We start from the raw sequence: 12,052 nt of genomic DNA, 5'->3' as shown, positions 1-12,052 counted from the left end.
TGGGTTTGGCCCTTCCTATGCAAGGGGCCGAGGGGCGTCAACGGGCCAATGGGTCCTTGCTGTATCTGCGCTGCCACACCGCAAATTCCCCGCATTCCCACCATGGCTTTCGCCACCCGAAATCGGGTATTCTGAGCAAAAGCATCAAAACTGCATAAACGGGCAGAAAATGACACGAGTATTTACGGCAATTCTATTGTTTCTTTTGGTCGGCCTACGCGCGGCGACCGCCCAGCAAGATCAGGGCGTCTGGGTTCAGGTCGAGGCGCAGCCATCCCTGCGTGAGGCACAGGATCGTGCGCAGGATTACGCCCGCGCACTGCCGGACGTGAATGGCTTTCGCCTGGGCAGCGGTTGGTACGCCATTGTGATCGGCCCCTATCTGCGCAGCGACGCAGAACAGGTGCTGCGGGTTTACCGCGCCGAAGGACAAATTCCTCGCGACAGTTTCATCACTTTCTCAAGTTCCTTGGGCCAGCAGTACTGGCCGATCGGGGCGAATGTTTTGAACCGGGGCACCGTTGCCCCGCCGGTAGAGACCGAACAGCCCACCATCGACACGCTGTCTGACGCAACCCCGCAGCCTTCGGATGAAACCCGCTCGCAGGCGTTGCAATCCGAGCGTTTGTTGACGTCTCAGGAACGCAAGGACCTGCAGACTGCACTTCAGGCTGCCGGGTTCTACAACTCGACCATCGACGGAGCCTTTGGCCAAGGCACACGCCGGTCGATGGCCGACTGGCAAAGCTTCAACGGATATGAGGCAACCGGCGTTCTGACCACTGTGCAACGCGCCGCATTGATCGAGGACTATAACGCGCCGCTGATCAGCGTTGGAATGAAGCGATACACCGACGATCAGGCTGGAATCTCGGTTGATTTGCCGCTGGGGGCCATCGCCTTTGATCGCTATGAGGCCCCTTTTGCGCATTTCCAAAGTAAATCCGAACTGAACGCACAGGCGCTGCTTCTCAGTCAGGAGGGTGGTAAATCCACCCTGCGCGCGCTCTATGAGGTTATGCAATCGCTGGAAATCGTACCGCTTGTCGGCCCACGAGAGCTGCGCGGTGATCGCTTTACTCTGGAAGGGCGCGGCAAAGGCATCGTCTCTTACACCGAAGCGGCGCTGAAGGATGGCAAGATCAAAGGCTTCACGCTGGTCTGGCCCGAGGGTGATGAGGCCCGACGCGCCCGTGTTCTGGCTGCGATAAAGGCCAGCTTTGCCACCACCGACGCAGTTCTGGATTCCAGCGCTGGCGCGGATGCTGAGCAGCGCGTCGATCTGGTCTCGGGTCTTCAGGTTCGCAAACCGCGCCTGTCCCGTTCAGGCTTCTTTGCGGATGCGTCCGGTACTGTTCTGACCGTATCCGAGGCCGCCGACAGCTGCAGCCGTGTCACGCTGGAAGGCGATCAGGAGCTTCAGGTGGCCTGGACGGATGCCGATCTAGGCGTCTCTGTCCTGCGCCCGCGCAAGTCTTTGGCCCCGATCAACGTAGCCGAGTTCCGCTCTGACCAGCCGCGCATTCAGTCTGAGGTCGCGGTCTCCGGTTTCTCGTACGAAGGGGCTTTGGGGGCACCCACGCTGACCTTCGGTCAGATCGCGGATGTGCGTGGCCTGAACGGCGAAGCCGGTGTAAAACGTCTTGCTCTGGCTGCACAGCCGGGCGATGCCGGTGGTCCGGTCTTTGACGACAGTGGCAGCGTGGTTGGCATGCTGCTGCCCTCCCCGTCCGAAGACCGCACCTTGCCCAGCTCGGTCAGTCTGGCGGTTTCGACCCAAGGGCTGAACGACGTTCTAACCCAAGCGGGCATCTCGGGCCAAGCGGCGCAAGAGACGGCCGAGATCTCACCCAATGAGCTGAGCCGCCGCGCCAATGGGATGACTGTTCTGGTGCATTGCTGGGACTAAAAGCATCTAAAATTAATAAAACCGCTGCGCATCTGCGCGGCGGCTTTCCAGTTTCCCGACTAAAGAATGTCCGGCGTCAGGTAGATCAATGTAGGCCCCGAGGCCTGAAACGCGGCTTTGACTGCCTCTTGCATCTCATCCACAGTTTTAGGCGCACTGGACAGCGCCCCGAACGCGTCGGCCAGTTTGCAGAAATCAGGATTGCGCGCCACAACGGCGTTAGGCGCGATCTGGCTGCGGACCATGCTGTCCTCAATCTCTTTCAGCTTGCCGTTGTCCCAAAGGATAATCGGCAACGGCAGGCCCAGTTCCACCGCCACGCCCAGTTCTTGCATCGTGTAGTGGAACCCATAGTCCCCGGCGATTACCGCCGTTGGCCGCCCGCGCCGCGCCACTGCCCCACCGATGCCAGCGGGCAACGCATAGCCTAAGGTGCCAAAGCCAGTCGGATGGTGCCAATGATGCGGATAGGCCATATCCCAGACCTCTTTCGCGGCATAGGCGAATTGGGTCATGTCCGAATAGATCATGGTGTCGGCAGGCATCGCGGCGCGCAGCGCATCAACGACGGGCACGATGCCTGGGCGCTCTGCATCAACCTCGGCCCGCCAACGGGCGCGCACCTCAGCGACTTCCTCAGCCGTCCAACCCGTCGCAGGTTTGGCGCTCTCAGTAACGGCCCACAGGGCGCGGGCAAAGCTGGCACTGTCGGCCTGAATCTTGACGGCAGCGCGGTGGCGGTCTGACAGGACCTCGGCGTCCAAGTCGACGCGGACCAGATGCGCCGAATGGCCAAGCTCTTCCCGCCAGAGGTCAACCTCGCCCAGCTCGGCCCCAACAGCGATCACCAGATCGGCTGAGGCGATCACCTCGGCGCTGCCGGGCCGAGGCAGCATCGCCCCGAAATCCAAAGGATAGTTCGCCCCGACCATGCCACGCCCCGCGTAAGTCGTGAAACAGGCTGCCCCCAGCTGAGTCAGAATTTGCCGCCATTCGTTCGATTTGCAGCCGCCGCCCAGAATGAACAAAGGTCGTTTGGAGATGTTCAGCAAGGACACAACCGGCGCGACATCCGGGGCAAACACCTTGGGGCGCAGGGCTGTTTGGTTCGGGAACTGCGCGGGATCGGCATCGCCCTCAAGCTGTGCAATCGGCACCTGAATGTGCTTGGGCCGCGGGCGAGAAAGTTCGAACTCCTCAAACGCACGCTCGACCAGACCATAAGCGGCCTGCGCGGTGTTCGCTTGCGCCGACCAATCCGCGACCGTGCCCGCCGCGCCTTGCTGGTCCTTCATCTGGTGCAACTGGCCGCGCTGCGCCTGCGTCTCATCCAGACAGGATGACAGCACCAGCATCGGGACCGAGTCGCTATAGGCTTGCCCCATCGGTGTCATGATGTTGCACAGCCCCGGACCGGTGATGACATAGGCAACGCCCGGCTTACCCGTCGCCCGCGCATAACCATCGGCCATGAAACCGGCGCCCTGCTCATGCCGGGTCAGCACATGGGTGATCCCGGCCTCTTCTATACCGCGGTACATTTCCTGATTGTGGACGCCGGGGATACCAAAAATCACATCCACGCCGCGATCCCTCAGCATGTGAGACAGCTGCGCGCCAAGGGGTCTTTTCATCAGTCTCTCCAGAATTGGACGGTAAAGATTGCGTAGACGGCCAGCAACTCGAGCCGACCAACCAACATGCCTGCTGTCAGCAGCCATTTCGCGGTGTCGTTCAGGCCGGCGAAATTGCCCGCAGGGCCGATCTGATTCCCCAGCCCCGGGCCGACATTGGCAAGCGCCGTCGCAGCACCCGAAACGGATGTGATGAAGTCCAGCCCGGTCAACGCCAGCGCCCAGGACAAAATCCCCATCGACAGGACGAAAAACATGAAAAAGCTCATGACCGAGGTCAGAACGTCCCGGCTGACAGGTCTGCCGTCGTAAAGCGGAACAAAAACCCCATGCGGCGATCGAATGCGCCGGATCTGCGTTTTGATCGACGCAAAAAGAAGCTGATAGCGGAACACTTTGATCGAACAGGCGGTCGATCCGGCGCAGCCTCCGATCAGGCCGATCAGGAAGAACAGCATGATCGGGAAGCTACCCCACAGCATGTAGTCGACACTCGCATAGCCAGTGCCCGAGATGATCGAGGTGATGTTGAACAGCGACTCGCGCAGGGCCCTTTCCCAATGGTGCGGAAAGACCGAGGTCAGGAACACAGACATCACGACGACCAGTACCAGAATGGTTGCCAGAAAGGCCCGGATCTGACTGTCTTGCCACAGCGACGAGGTGTTGCCATTGGCCAGTTGCACATAGCGCACGAACGGCAATGCCGCGAGGATCATAAAGACCGAGGCCGCGTATTCCGCCGGGCCACTGAAGGTTGCAAACGAGCTGTCGTAGTTCGAGAATCCACCCGTTGCGATGGTGGTCATAGCGTGGACTGTCGCATCAAAGAACCCCATCCCGACGGCCGCATAGACAAGGCCGCAGGCCAGTGTCAGGAACACATAGATCAGCGAGATCTGGCCCGCGATCTCCTGCGCGCGGGGAAGGATTTTCCCCATGGTTTCAAACCCTTCCGAACGGAAGATTTGCATACCACCGACCCGCAGCTCAGGCAGGAAAACCATAGCCACAACGATGATCCCGATGCCGCCCAGCCATTGCAGGATACCGCGCCATAGCAGCAGGCCCTGCGGTAGGTCATCCAGACCCGAAATCACGGTCGATCCGGTGGTGGTCAGGCCAGACATCGCCTCGAAATACGCGTCGACAAAGCGCAGCTCGGTCTCGCCAAACAGAAACGGAATTGCTCCGAACACCGGCAGCGCGACCCAGACGCCCGAGGTCAGCAAAAAGGTCTGACGGATGGTCAGACCTTCTCCTACGCCATTGGCGCAGCTCAGCGCAAGGACAACGCCGGTCAGAACGGTGATGATCGCGCTTTCAAGAAAGACATGCCACTCGCCCCGCCCCTCGATCATGTCGGCAAGCATAGGCAGCAGCATGGTCGCCCCCAGAATGGCGACCAGCATGCCAATCACATATCCGACCGGGCGAAGATCCATCATGACGCGCAGCGTTGGCGCGCCAGCCCGACCGTGTCAAGCAGATGACCCCGATTACTCGTCGGATTTCGCAACGACCTTGGGCATTGCGGGCGGTTTAGACGGCGCGCGCGTTTTGCGAGGGGCCGGTTTAGGGGCCTCTGTCGTGGCTGCAGCAGCTTTGGCCGGTGCCGCACTTGGTGCCTTGGCCGCGGGTTTTGGCGCAGTCTTGGGGGCCGCCGGAGTTTTGGCCGGTGCCGCTTTTTTTGCCACGGTCTTTGCCGGAGCTGCCTTGGCCGCAGGTTTAGGTGTTGCGGACGCAGGGGCAGCCTTGGCTGCGGGTTTGGATGTCGCCGGTGTAGGCGCTGCCTTGGCCGCTGGTTTTGTCTTTGCTGTTGCCGGGGTCGTCTTATCAGCCGTTTTGGGCTTTGCTACAGCCGGGGCTGCCTTAGCCGCAGGTTTAGGCGTCGCCGGTGCGGGGGCAGCTTTGGCGGCTTCTGGTTTCGTCGCCGTGCGTGGTTTAGCGGTGAATTTTGCAACCGGTTCCGCCTTGGGCTTCGATGCAGCGGGTTTGGGCTGCGCCTTCTTGGCAGTCGAGGCCCGCTTGGCCGGAGCAAGTTTTGCAGCCTGTTTGGCAACAGGTTTAGGTGCCGTCGCACGTTTTGCTGCAGGTTTGGCCGGCGCCGGCTCCGATGCTGTATTGCGCAGCGCGTGCAAGGGCGCCATCGGCAGTTCCATGGCCGACCGGGCCATGATCTGCATAATCTTCATCTGGCTGACCACGGCGTATCCAGCCACGCGCATTGCAGCCGCCTGCAGCTCCAACGGTTGGGATATTGGGTTCATGACATGTCTCTCCTGTAAATGCGATGCAGCCGGAACACTGAGAGAGGGATGCCCAGTCCGCGCCGATCACTCGGGCGGTTGGCGGGGTCTTGCAGTCCAAGGCGTCGCACGTCTCGGCTTCCTTCCGGGGGCGGCACACCCGTATAGACGGGCAAGCGGCAGCTGCATTCCCTGCCTTCATAGCCCATTTACTGCGCAGACGCAGCAAATTTCGCTGCATTGCGGCGAAAAGGCGCTGTTTTGGAAAAGACGCGGCTAAATTTTCCGCATCTCCGGAGGGTTAGCCCACGTGGAATAAGGTCGTGAACAGACGCGGATCAAGGCTGGAGGTCGCAAATGTGGGCCCTTCCGTCAGGATCGAGACCGCATCATGGCTGTGAAGGCTCTCCTGATGGCTGGCGATCACGCGGAAATCGCCGACATGATGGTCAGCCAGCAATTCGGCACAGAACAAGCGCGCAGCGTCTTCGACAAAGATCGGATTGGCCGCGTTCAGTTCGGCAAAGGCCTGTTCGTCCTCGCGCTTGACCATGACCTGCGTTTCCGTCGGGACCGCACGGCGGCACAGCTCGATCAGGTCTTCGAACCACAGGCAGTCGGCGTCGCAATCCACCAGCACCGAAATCCGCGCGACCGAGCGCTGCGAGTGCGGCGTTGCCAACTGTCCACGCTGCGACCTGGCATGCTCGCTCAGTTCCAGCGAGCAGGGACAGGTCGAAGAATAGACATAGTCCAGATGCATGATCTTCTGGCGCACGCCGTTCTGTTCGATCAGCTCCAGCGCGATGTTGTAATACTGGTAGCCCTCGAGGCCAGAGCGCAGGCTTTTCACCTTGGCGGGGTAGGAAAAGCGCATCTGCAGACGTGCGTCGAAACTGTCAAGATCGGTCAGATAGTCGCTCAGCGCCGCTTCCATCACCTCAAAGCTGAAGGTCCGCTCGGCGTGTTTGTAGAAGGACCGCATGATGCGGGACATGTTGATGCCCTTCTTCTCGGCCTCCAGGCTCACCGTGCCGGTGACCGAAGTCTCAAGCGTCAGGTCGTCTCCATCCTTACGGTGAAAACGGATCGGCAGGCGAAAGTTCGAGATGCCCACGTGCTGGATCTGCTGCTTGGCGCCCCGGATCAGGCTGGACGGGCCGTTTTGCAGGTCGGGCAATGTGGCCCGATATGCCTCATCCGCGACAAAACCTTCGGGATATTCACGTGACAGGGATGGATAGTTCACCGCCGACATGCCGGGCACGAGCCGCACCAAAGAAGGGTCCAACTGGCTAATCTCGGCCGCAGGTGCGGTCTTGGCCCATTGCCGCAGCAATTTCAGCGCTTCTGCAGCCTGTTCCCTGTTGGGGGCGTCGTCAATGTCACGGGGGTGAACATTCATAGGCTGAGGTTCCTCGGTTGGCCGTCGAAATTAAAACGGCTGAAGTTCAGTATCCATTTTAACCCGATACGGGCCAATTAACAGGATGGATCGAAAAAACCCAGCGTAAATCCGGCATTCTGCGCGCGGCAGCGACACATTGTGCCGCCAGTCACCGTGCATCAGAGAGGCAGGTTGCTCCACCTCTCTGCCTGTCACTGCACCGATTAGAGGCGTTTTCTACTGCCCCTGCGAAACGTCTAGCGCGCGTTGGATATCGGCTAACAGGTCGTTTGCATCCTCAAGACCAATGGACAGGCGGATCAGACCGGGTGTGATGCCCAGTTCTTCTTTCTGTTCATCACTCAGACGCTGATGGGTTGTGGTTGCAGGATGGGTCGCGATGGATTTCGCATCCCCCAGATTGTTCGAGATCACCGGGATCGTCAGCGCATTGAGAAATGCAAATGCTGCGTCCTTACCGCCCTTAATGTCCAAAGACAGCACGGTTCCGCCCTTGCCCCCCAGCTGCGTTTGCACCAGAGCATTCTGTGCATGGGTTTTCAGACCCGGATACAGCGTCCGTTCCAGCGCCGAGTGGCCTTCCAGCGCCTCAGCCACAGCCTGCGCCGTTGCGGCCTGCACGTTGACCCGCAAAGCCATCGTCTCGAGACCCTTCAGCATGATCCACGCGCTGAACGGGCTGAGCGCACCGCCAGTATGTTTCATGTAGGGTTCGACGGTGCCACGGATGAACTCCTTGGTGCCAAGGATCACACCGCCTAACGCCCGACCTTGCCCGTCGATATGTTTGGTCGCCGAATAGATCACCACATCCGCGCCCTGCTCGACCGCACGCGAGAACACCGGGGTCGAGAACACGTTGTCCACCAGAACCAATGCACCAACCGCATGGGCCAGTTCCGCAACGGCAGTAATGTCGATCACCTCAAGCGTCGGGTTCGACATGGATTCGAAGAACACGGCTTTTGTGTCGGGGCGGATCGCCGCCTTCCACTGGTCAAGATCGGTGCCATCGACAAACGTCACCTCGACACCGTAGCGGGTCAGGATGTTTTCCAGAATGAACAGACACGACCCGAACAGCGCCTTGGCCGAGACCACATGGTCCCCCGCCTTCAGCATCGAGGTCAACGCACCATTGACAGCGGCCATGCCGGAGGCGGTGGCAAAGGCATCCTCGGCCCCTTCCAGCGCGGCGATGCGCTGTTCGAACATCGACACAGTCGGGTTGCCGTAGCGGGCATAGATGAACTCATCCGGGCCACATTCCAGGAACCGGGCCTCGGCCTGCTCGGCAGTGTCGTATACGAAGCCCTGGGTCAGGAAGATCGCTTCGCTCACCTCATTGTACTGACTGCGACGGATGCCGCCATGGACGGCTTGGGTGCGTTTGGTCCAGTTCTCGCTCATGTCATTCCTTTCGGCCTCGATCCCCGAGGCGCATCAAAAAAACCCCAGACGCGGTCAAGCGAAAGGGGCCTTTCATCCTGACCTTTTAGCGGTGTTGTTTAGCGTGGCCCGCAATCCGGTAACAAATCGCCACGTGGTGTTGTTGCCCTTACGCCGCAGTTGCGAATTCGTCAAGCCCGACGCCTGCGACGTCACGGTTCTGTAATCGTTCATTCACGGAAACGTCATAGCGCCATGACAAAGCGACACCACAACATCTTGTATGGGGCAGAGCTATGCCAGTAATCAGGATCAATGCTGTCAACGGACGTGCTGAGTTGCATGGAAGTTCCCGACCCCTGATTGAGGCTGTGCAAGAGGCCCAGCAATCCGACGGACCAGTCATTATCATGACCCACGGATACAAGTATCGGCCCGACGATGCCGGTGCCTGCCCACACCGGCATATTCTGTCGCTGCACCCCAAGACGATGCCTTGGTACAGCCCCAGCTGGCCACAACATCTGGGCTTTGGTAGCGGGTTTGAGGACGAAGGTCTTGCCATTGCCGTTGGTTGGGACGCGCGGGGCCCGCTTTGGTCGGCGCAACGTCGGGCAGTTGAAGCGGGCAAGGTACTGGCTGACGTCATTCGTGATGTGCATCATTTGAACCCAAAGCGTCCGATCCATTTCATCGGCCATTCCATGGGTATTGAGGTGGCGCTGGAGGCTCTGCATCACATTCCACCCGGCGCGCTCAGCCGGATCATTTCTCTCACCGGGGCTGCCTATCAATCCCGCACCGTCGCGGCCCTGACCACACCTGCCGGTCGCGCGGCTGAGTTCATCAACATCATCAGCCGCGAAAATGATCTATTCGACTTTCTTTATGAAACCTTCATCCAGCCACCCCGTCGTGGCGATGTCAGCATTGGCGCGGGCCTGACGGCACCAAACTCGGTCACATTGCAGATCGATTGCCCGGACACGGTGGATCACCTGTCGGCGCTGATCTCCCCGCTCGCCGCGCCCGAGCGGCGTATCTGCCACTGGTCCAGCTACACACGCCCCGGCGTGCTGCGCGTCTACAACGCCTTGCTGCGCGATCCCGAGCGCCTCTGCCTGCAAAGGCTCAAACGCGGTATCCCCGAAAAACCGCACAGGCGCTGGTCACGGTTTTTTGCCCTACCCCGCCCACAGGGCCTCTTGCCGTTTGCTCAGAAAGCTTCATGATCCCCTCAGCTTGAGGAGTCATCATGATCGACCTGTATTTCTGGCCCACCCCGAACGGTTGGAAAGCCTCCATCGCATTGGAAGAGATGGAGCTGCCCTACACCACCCATCTGATCAATATCGGCAAGGGTGACCAGTTCGATCCGGAGTTTCTGAAGATTTCACCCAATAACCGCATGCCCGCTATCGTCGATCCGGACGGGCCTGATGGCGCTCCGATTTCCGTGTTCGAAAGCGGCGCGATCTTGATGTATCTGGCGCGCAAGACCGGCCGGTTTTACGGCGCGACCGAACGGGACAGGGTTGCGGTAGAAGAGTGGCTGATGTGGCAGATGGGCGGCGTTGGCCCGATGGCGGGTCAGGCGCATCACTTCCTGAAATATGCCCCTAACCTGGAGCCTCCTCAGGACCTGCCCTATGCCAAAGACCGCTACCGAGCCGAAGTCGCCCGGCTTTACGGCGTGCTGGATCGGCGTCTGGCCGAGAACGAGTATGTCGCGGGTGATTTTTACTCGATCGCCGATATGTCTATCTGGGGCTGGGCGAGCCTTTGGGAGGGTCAGCAGCAGGTTCTGGACGACAAGCCTCACTTCGCCCGCTGGCTAGAGGCTGTGAGCGCCCGCCCGGGCGTGCAAGCCGGACGCGCCTTGTATGCAGAGCTGCGCGGGGACCATCGGGACAAGCGTTCACAGGACTTTTTGTTCAAACGGTAGGCCCGACTGATCCTATGTCGGCTCAGTCCCCATTTAAGCGAATGCTTCGAAATGGGAAAATGCAAGCTTGTGCAATATTTGCCTTATCGTTGTCGCAAAGCCAGACTAGCTAGCCGTGCGAGGCAGTAGACCCTCAAGCTTTTGAATTCGGAGACCGTTCAATGCGTGTTACGACCAATGGGGCCATCGCTATTGGGGTAGCAACTATGATGGCAACCTTGGTCGCCGCAGTCTCGCATCAAAAGTTCTCTTGGTGGGTTTTCCCTTTCTGTTTGTTGTTTCTCACGATTTTCGTCGGAGTTCTGTGGGTGTGTTTCCTGAATTACCGCGAAGACAGATTTCGTCGCGCGTCCACAGGCGATTTCCCAGATGAGCCTTGGATGAGAGACAAAAGGTGGCGAACAGACCAAATGACTTCGCGAAGCAAACCGGAGTTCTGGGGAAATCTGACGTTCACTGTAATATTGGTGGTGTTTGCTCTCGTCGGTATTGCCACCTTGCATTCGGGACTACCCGGAGGAAACTATTGGGTTGTACTCAATGTTTTTCCGATGGCGGGTGCGATTTACTTTGCGCGTAGCACCTATTTTGCTTGGAGAGCCTGGGCTCTAGAGCAGTATGTCAACTTGACTTCCGAGACCCGTCCCGCATGGGTTGGCGCAGAGTTTTCGGCCGTGATGAAGGTGGTTGGAGTTCAGCAGGTTGAACAGATCGAAGCGTGGTTGGAACACCTGAAAGTCGTGCGCCGAGAAGAAAGTGACGGAGTCACTTTTGAGAAAGTTGTGGATCATAAACTAACAGGTCAGACGGAAGAGATGGGTGGCAGCCAGATAAGAATCTCAGTCGACATCCCCGAAAACAGCCCTTCCACTTCTTGGAGCGATGATGATCAAGAACGTTGGTGGGATTTTGTTATCGTAATTGGTCTGTCGGGAAAGAAGATTACTTTGAGGTACGAAGTACCCGTTGCCAACCCAGCTTTGCACCGCCTTTACTGAACTTACCATTGCCCGGCGGTTGCAAATCAAAGCGCACGCTTTTTGGCGGCTGGCTAGGAACGGTGAGTTTGTCTAATAGCTGACCTACCCCTCTCCCCGCACCAGCACATCCAGCATTCCCGAGATATCCTCGATCTCTTCCGCAATCACATGGATCACGGCGTCGGCCTGCTGCATTCGGCCCGTGACCTTCAGCAACCGCCCCGAAATCACCGCGCGACGGAATTGCTCGTAGATCTTGCGCCAGACCACGATGTTCACGATCCCCGTCTCATCCTCAAGCGTCAGAAAAATCACCCCTTTGGCGGTTCCGGGCCGCTGTCGCAGGATCACCAGACCCGCCACCGCCACCCGCGCGCCTTCGGGTGGCTGATCCAGCCGGTTGGCGGGCAAACAGGAAGGCGGGCGGGGCCAGGTTCGGTTTGAAACATCAGGACAGGTCGCGGCAACAAGCATGAGAACAAAAATAGAACAATTGCGCAGAAAGTCCAGACGCGGCGCACAGAGTCGCAAATGAGGC

10 protein-coding genes and 1 riboswitch are annotated in these 12,052 nt (G+C 59.2%); of the genes, 5 read left to right on the top strand and 5 right to left on the bottom strand.

Annotation, left to right across the window (positions count from 1 at the left end; all coding sequences use genetic code 11):
* The first annotated feature begins 169 nt into the window (after positions 1-169).
* Positions 170-1,909: a serine protease gene (locus ACR0C3_RS03350; protein ID WP_480757145.1), complete on the top strand. Its 1,740-nt coding sequence runs from the start codon at positions 170-172 to the stop codon at positions 1,907-1,909.
* A gap of 59 nt (positions 1,910-1,968) precedes the next feature.
* Here ACR0C3_RS03350 and ACR0C3_RS03345 read toward each other — a convergent pair whose 3' ends face one another.
* Entirely contained in the window at positions 1,969-3,543 is a 1,575-nt protein-coding gene (locus ACR0C3_RS03345) for a 5-guanidino-2-oxopentanoate decarboxylase (RefSeq protein WP_480757144.1), read from the bottom strand.
* Positions 3,543-4,991, bottom strand: a complete 1,449-nt coding sequence (locus tag ACR0C3_RS03340) for a TrkH family potassium uptake protein (protein WP_170376382.1) — start codon at positions 4,989-4,991, stop codon at positions 3,543-3,545. Before ACR0C3_RS03340 ends, ACR0C3_RS03345 begins: the two co-directional genes overlap by 1 nt.
* Between ACR0C3_RS03340 and ACR0C3_RS03335 the strand changes: the two genes are divergently transcribed.
* The gene (locus ACR0C3_RS03335; RefSeq protein WP_480757142.1) at positions 4,990-6,072 is read left to right on the top strand and encodes a hypothetical protein; all 1,083 of its coding nucleotides are present in this window, start codon (positions 4,990-4,992) and stop codon (positions 6,070-6,072) included. The genes ACR0C3_RS03340 and ACR0C3_RS03335 overlap by 2 nt on opposite strands.
* Positions 6,073-6,093: 21 nt before the next feature.
* Here ACR0C3_RS03335 and folE2 read toward each other — a convergent pair whose 3' ends face one another.
* Positions 6,094-7,197, bottom strand: coding sequence for a GTP cyclohydrolase FolE2 (gene folE2 / locus ACR0C3_RS03330; protein WP_480757140.1), 1,104 nt, complete (start codon positions 7,195-7,197; stop codon positions 6,094-6,096).
* 219 nt (positions 7,198-7,416) lie between these two features.
* Positions 7,417-8,610, bottom strand: coding sequence for an O-succinylhomoserine sulfhydrylase (metZ, locus tag ACR0C3_RS03325; protein ID WP_480757139.1), 1,194 nt, complete (start codon positions 8,608-8,610; stop codon positions 7,417-7,419).
* Positions 8,611-8,675: 65 nt separating this feature from the next.
* Positions 8,676-8,753: riboswitch (SAM riboswitch) on the bottom strand.
* 132 nt (positions 8,754-8,885) lie between these two features.
* On the opposite strand from metZ, the gene ACR0C3_RS03320 reads away from it, so the two are divergent.
* From ACR0C3_RS03320 to ACR0C3_RS03310, 3 genes are all read left to right on the top strand, one after another.
* Positions 8,886-9,821, top strand: a complete 936-nt coding sequence (locus ACR0C3_RS03320; RefSeq protein WP_480757138.1) for a DUF726 domain-containing protein — start codon at positions 8,886-8,888, stop codon at positions 9,819-9,821.
* A gap of 23 nt (positions 9,822-9,844) precedes the next feature.
* A complete protein-coding gene (locus ACR0C3_RS03315; RefSeq protein ID WP_480757137.1) occupies positions 9,845-10,534 on the top strand; it encodes a glutathione S-transferase N-terminal domain-containing protein in 690 nt (229 codons plus the stop codon).
* Positions 10,535-10,695: 161 nt separating this feature from the next.
* Positions 10,696-11,532, top strand: a complete 837-nt coding sequence (locus ACR0C3_RS03310) for a hypothetical protein (protein WP_480757136.1) — start codon at positions 10,696-10,698, stop codon at positions 11,530-11,532.
* A gap of 84 nt (positions 11,533-11,616) precedes the next feature.
* Here the strand turns inward: ACR0C3_RS03310 and ACR0C3_RS03305 are convergent, their stop codons facing one another.
* Positions 11,617-11,988 (bottom strand): OB-fold nucleic acid binding domain-containing protein, encoded by a 372-nt coding sequence (locus ACR0C3_RS03305; protein ID WP_480757135.1) that lies wholly within the window; start codon positions 11,986-11,988, stop codon positions 11,617-11,619.
* Between the last annotated feature and the right edge of the window lie 64 nt (positions 11,989-12,052).

The organism is Ruegeria sp. CK3 (assembly GCF_056536565.1).
This window is presented reverse-complemented; position numbering and strand designations above follow the sequence as displayed.